This window comes from aff. Roholtiella sp. LEGE 12411 (assembly GCF_015206995.1).
Lineage (GTDB): Bacteria > Cyanobacteriota > Cyanobacteriia > Cyanobacteriales > Nostocaceae > Komarekiella.
Map to the genome: position 1 here is coordinate 1 of NZ_JADEXR010000014.1, position 18,575 is coordinate 18,575.

The following is an 18,575-nucleotide window of genomic DNA, read 5'->3' on the forward strand; positions in this document are numbered from 1 at the left end:
GGGATATTGAGTTGGGGCGTAGCTAACTGGGGGTGGGTTGAGGGCTTCCAATACTTGACGGGCTGATTGGTAGCGATCGCTTGGTCTGGACGATAGCATTTTATCCAATATCTGCCCCAAATTGGAACTCAAGTTAATTTCTCGTCGCCATTGCCAAGTCAGAGTATAAGTATCAATTAGTTCTTGCGGCTGTTTACCTGTCAGTAAAACTAGCACCGTTACCGCCAAAGCATACAAGTCGCTGTGAGGGGACACCATCCCCGTTTGCATCTGTTCTGGGGGAGCGAATCCTACTTTACCCAATAGGGTTGGTGATGGAGGCGCAACTTCCCCAGGTTGGTAATATTGGGAAGCAACGGTTGCGACTACTTGTTTGACACCACCAAAGTCAATTAGTACTGGAAGTTGGTCAATGTTGCGAAGAATTAAGTTATCTGGGGAGATGTCCCGATGAATGACACCAAGTGAGTGGATGTAATCCAAAACTGGCAAAATTTGCTGTAACAACTGGCGTCCTTCTGCTTCTGTAAACCGTAAACCCTGCTGTATTCGGTCATTTAATAAAGAATTATAAGTTTGACCTTCTACATAATCTTGCACCAAAAACAGGTATTCTTTACCCTGTAAGTTGATGCGTAAAAGTTCCCGGAAGCGTGGGATTTGAGGATGTTGCAGCTTGTAGAGAACACTTGCTTCTCGCTCAAACAGTTCTCCAGCTTTTTGGACAACGTAAGCAGTTTGAACTTGAGGAGAGAATTCTTTTAAAACACAAAGTTCGCGGAAGCGGTTGACATCTTCAGCTAAATATGTACGTCCAAATCCTCCTTGACCAATTTGACGCACAATTACATAGCGATCGCCTAAAGTTAATCCCGCCTTGATACCATAATTCATGGGTGTATCCAACTGCTCACCACACTGGAGACAAAAGCGACTACCTGGGGAATTGTCGTGTCCTTTGGAACAATGTAATTTTGTCATTTGTCAAAAGTCAAAAGTCAAGGGTTAAAAGTCATTAATTATTCTCTGTTCCCAGTCCCCAGTCACTTTAGTTACCAGATTGAACTTTACTGACTTGATCAGCTGCGATCGCATACCAAATTTGAATGAAAGCCTGCTGACTGAGTTTCCCACGTCGCTCACCGGGAAACAACTGCTGAAATTTTTCATTTGTATCTTTGTTCAGTTGACTGATTGTATATTCTCCCAACTGTCCTGCACGTGCTTGGCGTCTCCAATTATCGTAATCTTTTGTACTATAGCTTCCGAGTTTTCGACGTGCTGAGGTACTGAGATTAGCTTGTTCTAGTTTATTCAGCAAGTTGTCAGCAATACCGTACCATTCATCGCGTAAAGCTGCATCTTCGGATTTAGGGGTGAGGCTACGCCCCTTTAATTCTGGCTTACTAGTATAAAATGAATTATCAACTAAGCGTGTAAAAAATACTTCTGGAATTTCTAACTGTTGACGACGGCTGAAAATTTCTTGGGGATTGCGACTTGTTCCTTTGTCGCTCACTGGTTTACCAAGAGGATTGGGTAATTGTGGGATTTGTGGTAACGAGATTGATGGTACAGTGATGGAAGTTACGCTGCGAATGACCGCATTTACCGCTGCCCAAATACCTGCACCAGTTAAAACAACCAAAGCAGTCCCCCCAAGGCTGACAGCAAAAGGCCGAATCCAAACGGGTAAAGGTATCGCCTTAGTAATGGCTTGAGTCTTATTGTGGAATTTACTGGCGATCGCACTAGCGCGTTGTCGTCCAGGAGACACTACCATCGTCTTAAGTTTGGTAGTATAAGTAGTCGGGGGTTTGGTAGCATTGGGTGATGGTAAATCTTTCAGGACTTGATCGGCTCGTTGATAGCGATCGCTTGGTTTATAAGACAACATTTTTTTTAATACAGTTTCCAATTTGGGACTGACGTTGATTTCCTTTCCCCAGTACCAAATTCCCTGAAAGCTGTCGTATAATTTTTGCGGTTCCTTACCTGTAAGTAGCACTAGGGATGTCACCGCTAAAGAGTATAAATCGCTATTAATAAATACTTTCCCTTGGCGTAGCTGTTCCTCTGGCGCGTAGCCTTTTTTACCCAACAAAGTGTGATTTCCCACCAACTTAGTGCGCCAAAACCCTTGGGAAGCTGGTAATTGTTTGACACCGCCGAAATCAATCAGCACTGGTAGATTATCAGAACGCCGCCAAATCAAATTATCAGGAGAGATATCGCGGTGAACTACATCTAGTGAGTGGATGTAAGACAATACGGGTAAAATTTGTTGCAGAAGGGTGATTACTTCTTCTTCACTAAAGGTCTTTCCTTGGCTGTGACGCTGCTCTAATAATTGGTCAAAATTATCACCATCTACATAATCTTGCACCAAAAAGAAAAAATCTTTACTACCAATTTTCACTTGTAGTGAGGCGTGAAAACGCGGAATCTGGGGATGCTGGAGTTTTTTGAGGACATTGGCTTCTCGCTCAAATAACTCTTTAGCTTTTTGTAAATCGTGCTGTTCTTGTACTTGGGGTGCAAATTCCTTCAGCACGCACGTTTGGTTGGATTTATTTCTATCTTCCGCCAAATAAGTGCGCCCAAAGCCGCCCTGCCCTAGTTGACGTATAATTTGATAGCGATTATCCACAACCTGGCCAACAGCAAGAGGTAATGGCTCACCGCAATGGGTACAAAAGCGGTTACTACCATTATTTGTGTGTTGTTTACTGCAATAAACCTGCATGGTGCTGAAGGATGAATTAGGTTTTTATAAGTTACTACAACGGATGCAGTTCGAGTTACGGAAAAGGGTTAAGGGTCAAAAAATCTTTTTGTTTATGGCTTTTGACTATTGTCAGATTCTTGGTTCTTTCTGAACAACTGCACTTGGGGAGGGTTTGTTTACATTATTCAGGAAAGGAGGTTTGAAGTTATTCGGTAATCGCTAAAATACTGAAAGCAAATAATGGTGGTGTTAGTTCTACTTCAAGATGAGCAACACAGTGTCATGAACTATAAATCACAAAAACAGCGAGCAATTAAAGCATTTGAAGATTTTTTGTCTATCCCCTTAGAAACGTTACTACAACAGCATTTAGATACTTCTAGTGAAGCAGCAGCTTTGAGTTTATTTCATGATGTAGCTGCTAATGTACCCGCTTACAAGGCTTTTTTAGCAGAAAGAGAAATTAATCCGGCTGCTATTCAAACCTTGGAGGAGTTTCAAAAACTACCTGCGATCGCCAAAGAAAATTATATCCTGCGTTATCCTCTGGCTGACTTGTGCCGTCACGGACAGTTGCAAGGGTGTGATATGATAGCCGCTTCTTCTGGTTCCACAGGTAAACCAACATTTTGGCCCCGTTTTTTTACAGATGAACTGCAAATCGCCACACGCTTTGAGCAGATTTTTCACGACAGTTTTTATGCGGATACTAGACGTACCCTAGCCGTAATTTGTTTTACTTTAGGCACTTGGGTAGGTGGAATGTTTACTACCAATTGCTGTCGCTATCTTGCCAGCAAAGGTTATCCTATCACTGTAATTACTCCTGGTAACAACAAAGAAGAAATTTTGCGGGTTGTACAAGAACTTGGCTCAGCCTTTGAGCAAGTTGTGCTGTTGGGATACCCACCATTTTTGAAAGATGTGATTGATACTGGTATTGCTCGTGGTGTAGAGTGGCAGCAAAATCAGATTAAGTTAGTTATGGCGGGAGAAGTATTCAGCGAAGAATGGCGTAGTTTAGTTGGCGGCAGGATTGGTTCCCAAAATCCCTGTTACGATTTTGCATCACTATACGGTACTGCGGATGCGGGTGTATTGGGGAATGAAACACCTTTAAGTATCTGCATTCGCCGTTTTTTGGCAGAAAATCCAGATGCAGCTAGAGCTTTATTTGGGGAATCTCGTTTACCCACACTGCTACAATATGACCCTATAAGTCGTTATTTTGAAGTTGAGGATAAGGCATTGCTGTTTTCTGGCGATAATGGCATACCCTTGATCCGTTATGACATCTTAGATACTGGTGGGTTAATTAGCTACGATGCTATGATCCATTTTTTAGCAGAATGGGGCTTTTATCCTGTTGGAGCGTTACAAGATGAAGGGCTAAAACAGTCATCCACAGATCTTACTAAATCTCATACTCAGCAATCACCAAGAGGTATTCATCCTTTACCTTTCGTCTATGTCTTCGGACGCTCTAACTTTACGGTTTCCTACTTTGGAGCGAATATATACCCAGAAAATATTACAGTAGGGTTAGAACAACCAGTAATTCAAGAATGGGTAACGGGTAAGTTCGTGTTGCAGGTAAAGGAAGATGCTGACAAAAACAGATTTTTATCTGTGGTTGTGGAGTTAGCGCCGGGGGTGGAGGGTAACGAAGATAAGCAGCAAACCATAGCATCGTCTATGCTTTCGCAACTGATGCGCCTCAACAGCGAATTTGCTAACTACGTTCCCACAGAATATCAAATGCCACAAGTTGCATTAGCTCCAACAGGCGATCTAGAATATTTTCCTATTGGGGTGAAGCATCGTTACACACGTAAATAGGCGCAATACAGTGCAATGAGAAACCAACATATAAACTTAATTTTCAATCATTTACAGGACTTACGCAAGTGTCACAAAAATCTCAATTTTTTGTTTGTAGTAAGGACTTTAGTCTTCAAAATAAGGACTAAAGTCCTTACTACGAAATTAAAATAATATGCCAGTTGCGTAAGTCCTGATTTATATAAAATGACTTAACTATTTTATATCTCAATTAGTCTTTGTTCTTAATAGAGTACGAATTACCTTTTGAATCAGCACGCCGTACAACAAAGATTTTTTGCTTTTACACTAAAGTCTCTAACTTGTATTGAAGCAATTAATCGCTGATATCGTGATAATTCTAAATTGATGGTTGAAACCTAATTTATAAAAATTTACGTAATTAAATAAAAATTAATATGTTCTTAACTTAACTCGAGCAAAATTAACAGGTGTGTATAAAATATTTTACTGTGACTTCATAATTTTTTTAAAAATGATGTTAAATAGTGTTAGGTTGTATTAGTTGTAACAATAAAATCAACATAAAATTATACTACATTGTAGGAAAATTAGCAAATGTCTAGACAAAGTTCTCATGAGAGAAACTTTTTCCAAGGTTTAAGTGGTATTGCGGCGAAAAAATCCCCTAATTTGAGGCTAACACTGAAATTCTGTTTGGTGACTTTGGTTGAATCTGTACCTTTTTTGATTGCTTGTGCTGTATTTGTAAGCGTTATCAGTCTAAAAAGTCCTATCCTGCTTTTTTGTTTACTAGTTGGTAGTTTAATTGCAGTAATTGTGCAGCAAATTGGTCAGCAGGTGAATTTACCCAAGCGATCGCTGATCCCATTACAAATCTTAGCAGTAGCGATCATTCTCAGTTTGTTTTGGTTAGACTATTTTGCAGTCCCTGCACAAGCGCAGTTCTTTGGGAAAGCTGAAGAATTTTTTAAAACCACCTTGACACAGGGTTCAACAACAAATAGCGGAACTCAAGCAGCGGTGAGTTTGATATTTAATGTATTGCGAGCAATTTACTTACTTTATATTGCAATTTCCCTAGTTGGTGTAATTAACGCAGTGCGTAAAGATGAAGACTGGCAAAGTATAGCCAGAACCCCCCTTTTAGTCGTTGTTGCTGTTACCATTGCTGATGTACTCACACGCTTTGTAATTGGCGATAACAGTAGATAAGTCACTCTATACTCTATATAGAATGCAGGAAAATTAAGATATTTGCAATGTCTCAAGAGCGTGAAGAAGAATTTCGTCCAGTCAATCAAATTCTGGGAAGTCAACCTTCATTAGGGCCAATCCCCGCCGATCAAATTCTTCCTTGGACACTAATTTGCCTAGCCTCCTACTTTATCATCAACGGAATTTTTGGGGGGATTTTCCAAGAGGAGTTTCAAAAATGGTTGTGGACGGTACTAATTGCTGGTTGGGGAATGGGGACTTGGTGGATATTAACTGGTGGTAGGAGTTGGAGTTTTTTAAGCAAATTTGTTGGTGTTCCCACTTGGACAAGAGGCTTTGCTCGTTATCAAAGCTTGCTAGAAGTTAACTATGAAGCAAAAAATCGGAAAAAAAAGCGTCAGCATCGCCGGAAATGAAACTAGATTAACACCATTTGAAGACGCTTTACATTTGGCGACAATGCTGCGCGTCTCACTAAATGGACGTGATATTGGCGCTTATATTTTAACCAAAGGAACCCAAAAAGATCGGTTTTGCTTTGTTTTTGGTTTTGAGTGTCGAGGTATCCACACCACTTTAAGGCCAGAACAAATCGACACAATTGTCAATAATATTGAAGCGGGTTTAAAAGATATCCCTACCGATGAAAGAATGACGCTACATTTGGGATCTTTTAGTTCAGATAAAAGTCGCCAACAAGAATTAGCGTCACTGATCAAAAATGCGCCGTCACGAGATATAAAATATTTATTGATGGCAGAACGAGCCAGAGTTAAAGAGCTAACTATCTCTGGTATTAGGAAGCCCAAATTTTTACGTATCTATGTTACTTATACTGTTGAGTCTAGCAATACCAATGCAGATGATTGGATAGAAAGACTTTTAGCAAAAGCTGAATCATGGTGGTTGAAATTCAAAGGCGAACTATCAGAAGTAGAATACCAGCGCCTCGAAACTATCATTACTAATGCTTATAAACAAGGTTTTCTCCGCTGGGAGCAACTTTTAGCTAACAAAATGGGATTGGATATCAAGCCTTTGACTGCTGATGAACTCTGGGAAGAAACCTGGAGAAGATTTAATGATACGCAGCCCATAGATATTCCCCAATTAATTACTTTAGATGAAAATGGAATACACGAGCAAGTTAATTCAGACTTACCAAGTACTAAATTACTGATAGATAATATCCATAGTACAACTTTGCTGATGGAATCTAGTGTCCCTTGTGCTGATCGTCGTTGGGTTAATGTTAAAAATCGTTATATTGGCGTAATGACATTTTTAGAAAAACCCGGAGGTTGGCGAAACAAATCTACTCAGCTGCGTTATATATGGGAACTGCTAGCAAGAGAAACAGTAGTAGATACAGAAGTATTTTGTGAGTTGACGACTGCAAATCCAGCCTTTGTGAAAACTACCTTGCAACGAGTGCTGAAGCAGTCAAATATGACGACAATTCTGGCTCAAGAAAAAAGTAAAACCATTGATGTCAACGCTCAATTAAAGTTAAAAAAATCCGTAGCAGCACAAGAACAATTATATGAAGGTGCAGTCCCGATTTACACGGGGATAGCAATTTTGGTACATCGTCCCAGTATAGAGAAATTAGAGGAAGCGACAAGATATATTGAAAACTGTTTTCAACGTCCAGCACGAGTAATTAGGGAAACAGAATATGCTTGGAAAATTTGGCTGCAAACTTTACCAATAGTTTGGGAGGGTTTGTTAGCAAAACCCTTCAATCGTCGCCAATTATATTTAACAAGTGAAGTTCCAGGATTAATGCCTTTAGTACTAACTAAACAAGGCGATCGCCAAGGCTTTGAATTGATTGCTGAAGAAGGCGGAACACCCATACATATCGATTTGTTTAACCAACATAAAAACTTAGCGCTGTTTGCAACAACTCGTGCTGGTAAATCGGTATTAGTATCAGGGATTTTAACTCAGGCTTTGGCGCATGGTATTCCTGTAGTGGCGTTAGACTTCCCCAAACCTGATGGAACATCTACTTTTACTGATTACACAGAGTTTATGGAGGGGAATGGGGCGTATTTTGATATCTCTAAACAATCGAATAACTTATTTGAGCAGCCAGATTTACGATCGCTCGATCCAGAACAACAACGCGATCGCACACTCGACTATATCTCTTTTCTAGAATCAGCTTTAATGACAATGGTTTTAGGATCATCCACAGAGAGTCAGATTTTGTCACAAACCGTGCGATCGCTTCTCAACTTGGCTTTAGAAGCCTTCTTCGCTGACGAGGGTATCAAAGAACGATATCGTCAAGCGATCGCAGGGGGATTTGGTTCTCCAGCTTGGCCGAAAACCCCTACCTTAAAAGACTTTCTCTATTTTTGCTCACCAGAACATTTACAGTTAAATTCTGTAAGTGGAAGAGTTGACGACGCCTTGAGCCAAATTCAGCTACGCTTGCGGTTTTGGCTCTCTAGCCGCGTCGGACAAGCGATTTCTGCACCATCTAGCTTTCCCACCGATGCACAACTTTTGGTTTTTGCTCTCAGAAACCTATCAGATAGTGAAGATGCAGCAGTACTATCATTGAGCGCCTATTCAGCAGCATTGCGACGTGCATTAAGCAGTCCAGCATCCATATTCTTCATCGACGAAGCACCAATTTTATTTGAATTCGAGCAAATTTCTGACTTAGTTGGCAGAGTTTGTGCTAACGGCGCTAAAGCTGGTATCAGAGTTATTTTATCAGCACAAGATCCTGATACCATTGCTAAATCCAAAGCTGCATCTAAAATTTTACAAAACTTGACAACACGATTGATTGGACGCATTCAGCCAGTTGCAGTCGATAGTTTTGCAGATATCTTAAAATATCCCCGCAACATTATTTCTCGTAATGCTTCAGAAAGCTTTTTCCCGCGCAAAGAAGGTATTTATAGTCAGTGGCTCCTAGATGATAACGGTATTTATACATTTTGTCGTTATTATCCAGGTTACGAACAATTAGCAGCAGTTGCGAATAACCCCTATGAACAAGCTGCACGCAGTAAAATAATGCAACTTCACACGGATAAATATGAAGCAATTTCTACATTTGCACGTCAGTTAGTGGCTACGCTACGTAGTAGTTGATGAGTGGTGATCACTGAAGTTTTCAATTGGCATTGCTGAATCTAGATATGAAAAGCTCACGCAAAGGCGCAAAGGTAAAAAACAGTTTATCAGCTAATTCAGTAAAACTTTTAATTTCTAGCTAACCACACAATTTTATCTACTTTTTTCAAGCAAAGATATATGCAAAAAACTACGGTTTTGACTCTTACTTTATTATCCCTAGCAATTCTACCAGTAATGGCACAATTAGGCGAGACTGGACAAGTAGGTGAGGTTTGGACTGATTTTCAATCATATTCTGTAGATTTGCAAAACTACCTGCAAAATAATTTGAGCGAAAACTTAAAACCTGTAGAACCGCAGACTCGAAGTGCTCTCACTAGTGCTACGGGAGAATTGAAAATACCTAACCCAATCACTGCTGGAAAGAGAGTTCGTGATGATATTTTTATCAATTCGATATCAGATCGCTTTGAGAATAATTCAGTAGTCCGCTCAAATTTAGTTAGCAACGAAATCAATCGTCTAATTACCCGTGGAGCTGTTTCTGGGCTTTTAGGTGAAGCTGGGCAGATACGGACAAAAACGAAGTTAATAAATACTGAAAGAAGTTTGAGAGATATTGCAGAATTTAGTGAGGCAGCCGAGGAAACAAGCCAAGGCTTGCTCGATCAACTTCCCTCCATTAATTTCGCTGGTATTGAGGCCAGTAAGATTGATCCAGCTACTGCACTTTTATCACAATTGTTAAATGCCAATTTATCCCAAAGCATTAAAATCCAACAAGAACAATCAAAAATTGTAGGTGAAACATTTGCTCAAACACTACAAACCAATCAATCTCTGCAATACTCCAACTTAAATTTAGCCAATATTTCTCAGCAAATGGAAGAAGGTAATCGTGCTCGCAGAGTAGATACATCTACAGAAGCAGCGCGACTTTTACGAGCCACTTCTCAAATAGATTTATTTGGGACAAAAATTGATAATTAGGAAAGAAAATAGTTAGTAAACTCAAAATGCAGCTTGTTAATTTACCAATTATTGCCCAAGTAGGCATAGATGAAATCCTCGGTAATGGTGCTACAACTGCCCAAAGTATTGCCGAGGGTTGGGACAATCAATGGCTAGATTTATTACAAAATAATACCAGTAATAACTTGTATGGAGCGCTCACAAATCTAGGTGTGTTCTTTGCAGTAGGAACCTTGCTGTTTTTTATGTTACAATTCCTCAAAGATTTGATATACAGCGAATATGCCCGCCCTATATCAGCTTTGATTTGGCCATTCCTAGTGGTAATACTGTTAAGTAATTCAGGCAATGGAAGCATACTTTCTAATTTAACATTGGGAGTACGGAATTTGATAAATTCTGTAAATCAGCAAGTAGTGGTAACAACAAATACTGACCAAATTTATCAGCAAGCACTGAATATGAGTATTGCTGAAGAGGTGGCTGGTTCTTTACTGCGTCCTTGTCAGTCACTTACTGGTGAACAACAAAATAAATGCTTTATCAAAGCCACGGAAAAAGCTAACGAACTCTGGCAAGAATACAGAAATTTATACGGCAATAAAACTTGGATAGATAGATTAGAAAACAAGGTAAATCAAATTACATATAGCACAGGTACTGTATCTGAAAACGCCTTTAATGCTTTGCTAGGTTCCACAATCCAAACGAGCATCAAGAATTTCCTAGTCTCTTTACAATATGCCTTCCAAAATTTAATAGAAGCGACTATGTTACTCATAGCAACATTAGGGCCCCTGGCTGTGGGTGGATCTTTGCTACCTGTAGCTGGTAAACCAATTTTTGCATGGCTTACGGGGTTTTTATCTATTGGTATCGCCAAGATTTCATTTAATATTATTGCTGTGTTAACTGCCGCAGTTATTGTTAATGGCCCCGGTCAAAATGCTAATGTTGATCCAGACTTAATGTGGTTCATAATTTTTCTGGGAATTTTAGCACCGATTTTATCTTTACTAGTGGCTGCGGCTGGGGGGTTTGCCGTCTTCAGTGCGATCAGCAATACGGCTTCTCTGGTGAAAGATAGGATATAAGTTTTTAGCTAGGGGAGATTGGTAAGTAGTTAAAGATCAAGATAAATAAGCGATAACTGTTGGGTTGGGAGATGAGTAAATGGTACGGTTATTAGAAAAAAGACAACGAACAGGAAGTATTTTAACAGCTTTTGCGATCGCCACCTTAAGTTTGCATGTATTAGTATTACTTCTGTTCCTATTTCAAGGGATTAAAATTCGCCAACTCAGCCTGAGAAAGCCTCCCAACTTTGTGCAAATGCTCGATGGTAAACCAGTAGCTGTTACTGATGATTTGGAACGAGAACCAGAAGCAATTCGCCAATTCATTAGTAAAACGATGATATCAATGTTTAACTGGTCTGGAAACCTACCACCACAAAGTATTGAAGAAGTTGCAAACCCCAAATCAGATTTAGGAATACTGATTAGAACAACACAAGGGGGTGGTCAAAAAATTAGCACCAGTAGTTGGATAGCTAGTTTTGCTTTATCAGAAGATTTTCGCAAAGGTTTCTTAAGCACAATTGCAGAAATAACGCCACCAGAAGTTTTCTCTGAAAACCCCAGCCAAGCTATGACATCACAGTTAATTATTAAGCGGGTTTATCCGCCGAAAAAAATTGCCCCAGGTAAGTGGCGCGTGGGGATGGTAGCTGACTTAATTCAAAAAAAACAAGTTGATAACAAAAGAATTATCACGCCTTTTAACAAAGATTTACTGGTGCGTGCAGTAGATTACTTCGCTAATCCACAAACCGACAATGCTACTACCCTGCAAAAAGCAATTTACAGTATTCGTAATGACCAACTAGAAATCTACGAAATTCGGAATTTATGTTTGCTAGACGAATATAACAACCTGAATGAAGAACAATTAAAGCAATGCGGAAATAAAACAAAGTCTGGCAGTTTTATAAAATAAAATGTTTCCATTTAATCCAATTTATATAAATAATTATTAATGCAATTACTTAAACCAGAAAATAAGAAAAATAGCTTTTTACCGCTGTTGGCAGTAGGAACATTTGGTTTGCATTTGTTCACTTTACTGTTACTAGTATTTCATGGGTCTATGTTGCAACAATTGGATCAGCAACTTACACCTCAAAGTTTAGTGCAACTTATTGATGGTCGTGCCATCACAGTAGATCCGCAACAGAATTTAGAGCGACAACCGGAGACGATTCGGCGCTTTGTCGGTGAAAGTATGACCTTAATGCTTACTTGGTCACAGCAACAACCGCCAAAAACAGTCTGGGAAATCAGTTCTCAATTGGTAGCTGATGATTTTCAGCAAAAATTTCAGTCAGAACTTACTAATTTAAATCCAGAGAGTCAATTTGACTCTGTGAATAGAGGCACTGAAAATGTATTAGTAATCCAAAGAGTTTCTCAACCAACAAAGATAGGTGATGGTCAGTGGAAAGTAGAGATTCTCGCTCATCAATTAGTTTTTAGCAGTTCTGACAAGCTAGGAAAGTCAATTTCGTTCAATAAACAAATTTTAGTCAGAGCTATAGATCAACCAGCGACTTCACTACCAAATGCAGCAATTCCGTTACACTTAGCAGCTTACCGCCTCGGCGAAGCTAGACTAGAAATTTATAATGTCTGTGAAATTCAAGATAAAAATTGTTCTGGAAATTCAAACTAAGTTGTAACCATGACTAGATACTCAATTCCATCAGAAACTTCTGCACAAAATCTCTTCAATCTAACTACCGACGATCGCCAATTAGAAGTAGAGTCTTTAGATTGGGAATCGCGGATGGCAAGATTGGTTGGCTTTGAAGAGGAAGCTGCTCCTACCAAAGTCGCAGAATTAGAAGAATCTGCCATCCTACAGCCGTCACCTGAGCAGCCAGATGAGGTTCAGACTAAGCAACCCCTCTCATCTAATCCCTTTGCTAAGTTAGGTTTGGTGGGGATGGCTACCCTATCTATAGTTTTATTGGCTGGCGGATTTCTGTCCCAGTTGATGAACAGCGGTAATCAAAAGCCAAAAATTGAGACTTCTCCCCAAGTGCGATCGCAACCTATAAATCAGTCTCCTTCTCAAAATCTAGAAACAGAAGTAGAAACCCTAAAAACAAAATTAGCTCTAACTGAACAAGTTGAGTTAGTCAAAGCAGCACAAGAAAAGCTCAGAACTGCAAAATCAACGCCTGCGATAGCTTTACAGCCAAAGCCAGCAGTTTCTTCCAGAAATAGACCGCAGGTAGTAGCACAAGCAACACCAGCACCCGTGCGAACAGTTTATGTGCCTCGCGTAGTGACAGTACCATCTCCTCCACAAAGTCCTATTATCTCTCAACCTTCACCACCACCAGTTGTGCCAGTCGTCAATGTAACTCCACCACCTCCACCAAACCCCCTCGACGAGTGGACAAGGCTAGCAAAATTGGGTAGCTATGGTCAGGTAAATGTCAGTGATAAACCTAATGTCATGGCAGCTACCTCTGAGCCTCCACAAAATACCCAGGTGGCGCAACAGCCACCAAATCCCAATCCGAACCAAACGCCACCACAGGAACCCTCCTCTGTAGTCAATCAAGGACAACAACAGAGCCAGAGATCCGTAGCAGTAGGGACTAGCGTCAAAGCAGTATTAGCAACAGCTGTATTTGGGGAAACTAGTAAGGCCAGGAACAACGACGATAAAGACGAAAACGAGGATGTATTTGTTGTGCGTTTGAAAGAACCACTCAAAGCTGTGGATGGTGCGATCGCTTTACCTGCCAACACAGAGTTATTAGCTGAAATTCGTTCTATTTCCGAACAGGGTTTGGTACAGCTAAATGTAGTCAAAGTTATTGTACAAAATAAGGGCAACATCACAGAAAGAAGCTTACCGCAAAATGCGATCATGATTCGTGCTTCTCAAGGTAAACCTCTCATAGCACAACAATTTCCCAATCAATCATCATCCATTGCAGGGATGGATGTAGGAATATTTGTTTTGGGTGGTCTTGGCAAAGCCGCAGAATTATTTAATCGTGCTGATTCCGAAATTGTCTACCCTAGAGACAGCAACGGCAACGCAATTGGCACGCCATACACGATTAACAACAACACCAGACGCAACATTGCAGCTGGGCTATTTGAAGGTGGTATTAATACGGTAGTTCCCCAAATTGCCCAACGCAATCAACAGGCTATCTCGCAAATGATGCAACGTACAAATGTTTGGTTTGTGCCTGCTGGTAAAAATGTTGAAATATATATCAATCAAGTAATGCAGTTTTAACTTGGGGAGTCAGGATTCAAGACGCCATTAATCGCGTCTGTACAAGAGACAGTAGTCAAAAGTTAGATTATTCCCATCTCTTCCTCATCTCCCTCATCTTCATCTGTTTGCAGCCATGAAAAATAATCTCAACTTGCCAGGAAAGACCTCAAAAAAAGTTCATTTCCTACATTTAGCTTCCTTGATTTTCTCGGCTGCTATGTTCTTAGTGGCAGGTCGTGCCATAGCGAATAACGCCGTTCTTCGTTCGATGTTTTCCTGTCAAGCCCAAGGTTTAGGAGGAGCAATACCTACCATAAATGTTTCATATCAACAAGGAACAAACTTAAGCTTTATTCAGGCTGGAGAAGTAATTAAAAAAGTTTGGTTAAACGATCCATCACAAGTAACTATAGACTTTGATGGCCCGGTATGTATGCAGTTCGGTCAAGACCGTAATACTAATGTAGGAGATTGTCAAAAATCAGCAGCGAATGTAATGCAACTTAGACGAATTAACAAACTGAAAATTCCTGGACTTCCTAACACTAGCAACACACTTTTAACAGTTGTTACTGAAGGACAAGGTAAAACTAAGTTGTATACTTTCCGAGTGATATATGAAGAAAATAGCCCAGAATATCACACTCTAGCAATTTTCCCTGATCCTCCTTCTGCTAACGAAGCACCTTGTGTGAGAGTTTCACAATAAAGTTGCTGATTTCTACTGCCTAGAGCATCGATTCAGTAATTGCAAAAAAACCGATTTCTCTTCGGTAAAACGACCAATTTTCGTTAACTGTAGAGACGTTGCAATGCTGTAGAGACGTTGCATTGCAACGTCTCTACCAAAGAATCGGTTTTTCTCGCCCCTATCTTGAATACTGAATCGGTGTTCTAGCTATCGTTTTTGAGCGTGATGGCGCTGTGATTTGTTGGGAGTAATGCGATCGCTGTTATCATTGCGCTCACTAAATGACCCCAGTGTATGATCGAACAAGGTCATTCGGTTCTGGTGGGGGTCAGCCACCAGAGGTAACTCAGTACACCTTTATTACTTCTTCCCCATTCCCTATTCCCCATTCCCTATTCCCCATTCCCTATTCCCTGTCTCTACGAGTGATTCAGCAATCAAACCAGATTACTATATCAGTTCTACATATCTGCGAGGTAACAGATGACTGCTGCTACAAATATTTCCAGAACCACTGACTTTGTTGATGATTACCATAGCTTATTTGTTTGCAAAACCTGTGCCAGTATGTGGCAAGATGGAAAACGCTTAGGTGAAAGTGGTGGTCAAAAACTACTACAGCAGCTTCAGCATCTTGCACAAGATTGGGACTTACGAAATAAATTCTTAATTGAAGAAGTTGAATGCATGAGTGCTTGTAATCGTTCATGCGTCGTCGCATTTGCTGCTAAAGGCAAATTAACATATTTATTTGGCGATTTAGCAGCTGAAGACAGTGCATCTGCGGTACTGGAATGTGCTAGAAAATACTATGCCCATCAGGATGGCTTACTACCTTGGTCAGAACGACCAGAACTTCTGAAAAAGGGAATTTTGGCAAAGATTCCTTCTATATCTGTAGAAAAAGTTAGCACAACAGTAATTTAGTAAACCAGACCAGGGTTTGGGGAACTCGGGCCCCTCTATAGGGACAAGAGGCAATAGAAACTGAGGATTGAACAAAGAAGTGATCGCACCGGCTTGGGTATTGCGTCAGTAAAACGCAGAGAAAACATTATGATACGTGTTTTGATTCTCGGCGGGACAGGAGATGCAGCAGAAATAGCTGCAAGAGTCGCGACTATCCAAGGGGTAGAAGCAATCACATCTCTAGCAGGTCGCACCAGCGAACCCTCAATTCCGTTAGGTGATCTGCGGATTGGGGGTTTTGGTGGTGCATCTGGAATGGCTAGCTATCTTCGTCAGATGGGAATCAACCTGCTGATTGATGCCACTCATCCTTTCGCTACTCAGATTTCTTTCAATGCGGCTGCGGCTGCAAACGAGATTGGAGTACCCCGTCTGATGTTAATTCGCCCCCCTTGGGAGCAAGTGAGTGGCGATCGCTGGATCGAAGTTGACAATATTGAAGCTGCCGCCACAGCCCTGCAACACCTGGCAAAACGGGTGTTTTTGACAGTTGGTAGACAAGAATTAGCTGCCTTCGCTCACCTGAAGGAAATTTGGTTTCTGATGCGAATGATTGAACCTCCTGCCCCCGATGCTTTAGTGCCGCCAGGGATGGTATTGTGCGATCGCGGGCCTTTTGACCTCAAAAACGAGAGAGAAATCCTTATTCACAAAAACATTGATACCATTGTCAGTAAAAATAGTGGTGGCAATGCAACTTATGCCAAGATTACTGCGGCGCGGGAATTGGGACTGAAAGTTATTATGGTGAATCGTCCAGCAACGCCACCAGGTGAGCAGGTTAGCAATGTTGATGATGTTTTGGCGTGGCTGCTTAACAAATTGCACGGCTAGTAACTTAACTCGACACTTCGATCTGAGGTTGCAGGGTGGGCATTGCAATGCTCTCCCTACTTTTACTAAACAAGTCACTGCTTTACAGCTATCCACTGGGTTACGGGTGTCATTGCTCGCCAGCCCAAAAATTTACCAATAGGTTCAGCTCTTTGAATGGCAATGCGGGTTAAGTTACCTCCGACTTGTTCATGCCATTTAAATAACATTTGCTCACCCTCTACTGTCACCACATTGGCAACTAAACGTCCACCCGATCGCAGTGCTTCCCAGCAAACATTGAAAAGACCCGTTGCTGTTACCCCACCACCAATGAAGATGGCATCGGGTGTAGGCAAGTCTTTGAGAGCATTAGAGGCTGTACCTTCAATAATTTGCAGATTTGGAGTACCTAAAGCTGCGGCGTTATCAGCAATGTAGCGCAGTCTGGACGAGTTTTGTTCGATCGCGATCGCCCGACACCGGGGATGACTCCGCATCCATTCGATAGAAATGGAGCCGCAACCCGCGCCGACATCCCACAACAGTTCTCCAGGTGTGGGGGCTAGGGTTGCTAAAGTGATTGCCCTAACCTCCTGCTTGGTTAGCTGTCCATCGTGTTGGTAGGCGCTATCTGGTAGTCCTGGTAGCCTCGGCAAACAGACAACCCCGGCATCAGCAGTACAATTAATTGCGATCGCATTTAAGGCAGCGATTTCTGTTTCACTCCAAGACACAGCCGTACCTTCGACTATCCGTTCGTGACTACCGCCCATGCGTTCCAATACAGTAATTTGACTACTGCCATAGCCGCGATTTGTCAAGAGTTGGGCAACAATAGCGGGTGTATCCTTCCCTTCACTCAAAATCAATAGCCGTGCTCCGGGATAAATATACGACTGGAGCAAAGAGAGTGGACGACCATTCAAACTTAAGGTTTCCACCTCAGTTAAAGACCATCCCAGTCTGGCGCAGGCGAGGCTGAAGGTTGAAGGTGCAGGAATAATTGTCATTTCAGACACAGGAATTCGCCGGGTTAGGGTGACACCGATGCCATAGCACATGGGATCGCCGCTTGCTAGTACGCAGATTGACTGACCCCGACGCTGGATGATTTCATCTACTGAGGCGCTAATTGGCGAAGTCCAGACGATTTTTTGACGTTGGTCATCTGTAGGTAACATTGCTAAATGGCGATCGCCTCCCACGATGATTTCAGCTTGAGCAATTAGAGAATGAGCGATCGCGCTCAACCCCTGTAACCCGTCTTCGCCAATCCCTACAATAGAGAGCCATTTTCGTGTCATGATTGGCACACTTTTCTCAAATGTGATAAAAATTTAACTTAACTAGACTTCTTGCATAAATCCTCACACTCATAAATAGAACCGGTAAGTGGGAAACGAGCGTGTCTTTAGACCTGAGAGGTAAGCGACACGGGTGGTTTTAACCACCGGAAAACTTTGTATTCATTACCGCCTTGGGATTGGTGAGCTCGGTGTACTTTTGTAATGTACTTGCAATGGGACAATTACCATCTCAAACCTCACAATTCTGTACGCATAATGTTTGCTGTAAAAGAGCCTCCCTTGCGGGGTAATGTTCGCTTCTCCCAAGGGGAGACGCTGCGCGAACACCAATGTTATTAGGGCTTGTTAGGCTTGCAACACTGTTCCAGTGACTTTAGAACTGTTTAATTGCAAACGACAGAGCGGAAAACTAGCGTCGCATTTGCCGGTGTCGTGACCCAAATAACGTAGTCAGTTAAGACTTAGGCTGGTCAGAATAGCTTGCAATTTCTTACAAGCTCAGGGCTTCAGTCCTGAGTTCCTGACACCATTTCACAAAATACCTGATACAGATATAGTAATCCGATTTGATTCGTGAACTGACTTGTAGAGATAGGGAATGGGGGATAGGGGATAGGGAATGGGAAAAAAGGGAGTTAGAGGTGTACGCAGTTCTTTCAAAAAT

16 protein-coding genes are annotated in these 18,575 nt (G+C 41.4%); 12 read left to right on the forward strand and 4 right to left on the reverse strand.

Features of this window, described 5'->3' with window-relative positions:
• Both IQ246_RS05040 and IQ246_RS05045 read right to left on the reverse strand, forming a co-directional pair.
• The coding region (locus tag IQ246_RS05040) for a serine/threonine-protein kinase (RefSeq protein ID WP_194000710.1) at nt 1-981 on the reverse strand (981 nt) is incomplete at its 3' end.
• Nucleotides 982-1,048: 67 nt separating this feature from the next.
• The gene (locus tag IQ246_RS05045; RefSeq protein ID WP_194000712.1) at nt 1,049-2,746 is read right to left on the reverse strand and encodes a serine/threonine-protein kinase; all 1,698 of its coding nucleotides are present in this window, start codon (nt 2,744-2,746) and stop codon (nt 1,049-1,051) included.
• Nucleotides 2,747-3,010: 264 nt separating this feature from the next.
• Between IQ246_RS05045 and IQ246_RS05050 the strand changes: the two genes are divergently transcribed.
• The 12 genes from IQ246_RS05050 (at nt 3,011) to IQ246_RS05105 (ending at nt 16,622) form a co-directional block, all read left to right on the forward strand.
• The gene (locus tag IQ246_RS05050) at nt 3,011-4,567 is read left to right on the forward strand and encodes a phenylacetate--CoA ligase family protein (RefSeq protein WP_194000714.1); all 1,557 of its coding nucleotides are present in this window, start codon (nt 3,011-3,013) and stop codon (nt 4,565-4,567) included.
• Between the two features lie 561 nt (nt 4,568-5,128).
• Nucleotides 5,129-5,746: a hypothetical protein gene (locus tag IQ246_RS05055; RefSeq protein ID WP_194000716.1), complete on the forward strand. Its 618-nt coding sequence runs from the start codon at nt 5,129-5,131 to the stop codon at nt 5,744-5,746.
• A 47-nt stretch (nt 5,747-5,793) separates the two neighbouring features.
• Entirely contained in the window at nt 5,794-6,165 is a 372-nt protein-coding gene (locus IQ246_RS05060; RefSeq protein ID WP_194000718.1) for a hypothetical protein, read from the forward strand.
• Entirely contained in the window at nt 6,119-8,866 is a 2,748-nt protein-coding gene (locus IQ246_RS05065; RefSeq protein ID WP_194000720.1) for a hypothetical protein, read from the forward strand. Before IQ246_RS05060 ends, IQ246_RS05065 begins: the two co-directional genes overlap by 47 nt.
• 162 nt (nt 8,867-9,028) lie before the next feature.
• Nucleotides 9,029-9,841 (forward strand): hypothetical protein, encoded by an 813-nt coding sequence (locus IQ246_RS05070; protein WP_194000722.1) that lies wholly within the window; start codon nt 9,029-9,031, stop codon nt 9,839-9,841.
• Nucleotides 9,842-9,867: 26 nt separating this feature from the next.
• Nucleotides 9,868-10,917, forward strand: a complete 1,050-nt coding sequence (locus IQ246_RS05075) for a hypothetical protein (RefSeq protein WP_194000724.1) — start codon at nt 9,868-9,870, stop codon at nt 10,915-10,917.
• A 79-nt stretch (nt 10,918-10,996) separates the two neighbouring features.
• On the forward strand, nt 10,997-11,821 hold the full coding sequence (locus tag IQ246_RS05080; RefSeq protein WP_194000726.1) for a hypothetical protein: 825 nt from the start codon (nt 10,997-10,999) through the stop codon (nt 11,819-11,821).
• A gap of 39 nt (nt 11,822-11,860) precedes the next feature.
• On the forward strand, nt 11,861-12,553 hold the full coding sequence (locus IQ246_RS05085) for a hypothetical protein (RefSeq protein ID WP_194000728.1): 693 nt from the start codon (nt 11,861-11,863) through the stop codon (nt 12,551-12,553).
• A 9-nt stretch (nt 12,554-12,562) separates the two neighbouring features.
• Nucleotides 12,563-14,146, forward strand: coding sequence for a TrbI/VirB10 family protein (locus IQ246_RS05090; protein ID WP_194000730.1), 1,584 nt, complete (start codon nt 12,563-12,565; stop codon nt 14,144-14,146).
• Between the two features lie 115 nt (nt 14,147-14,261).
• A complete protein-coding gene (locus IQ246_RS05095; RefSeq protein ID WP_194000732.1) occupies nt 14,262-14,837 on the forward strand; it encodes a hypothetical protein in 576 nt (191 codons plus the stop codon).
• Between the two features lie 465 nt (nt 14,838-15,302).
• The gene (locus IQ246_RS05100; protein WP_194000734.1) at nt 15,303-15,746 is read left to right on the forward strand and encodes a DUF1636 domain-containing protein; all 444 of its coding nucleotides are present in this window, start codon (nt 15,303-15,305) and stop codon (nt 15,744-15,746) included.
• A gap of 129 nt (nt 15,747-15,875) precedes the next feature.
• Nucleotides 15,876-16,622: a cobalt-precorrin-6A reductase gene (locus tag IQ246_RS05105; protein ID WP_194000736.1), complete on the forward strand. Its 747-nt coding sequence runs from the start codon at nt 15,876-15,878 to the stop codon at nt 16,620-16,622.
• A 74-nt stretch (nt 16,623-16,696) separates the two neighbouring features.
• Here IQ246_RS05105 and cbiE read toward each other — a convergent pair whose 3' ends face one another.
• The gene (gene cbiE / locus IQ246_RS05110) at nt 16,697-17,908 is read right to left on the reverse strand and encodes a precorrin-6y C5,15-methyltransferase (decarboxylating) subunit CbiE (protein ID WP_194000738.1); all 1,212 of its coding nucleotides are present in this window, start codon (nt 17,906-17,908) and stop codon (nt 16,697-16,699) included.
• A 534-nt stretch (nt 17,909-18,442) separates the two neighbouring features.
• Nucleotides 18,443-18,571 carry a hypothetical protein gene (locus IQ246_RS30785; RefSeq protein ID WP_255515464.1) on the reverse strand — a complete coding sequence of 43 codons (129 nt, stop codon included), beginning with the start codon at nt 18,569-18,571 and terminating at the stop codon, nt 18,443-18,445.
• Nucleotides 18,572-18,575: the final 4 nt, after the last annotated feature.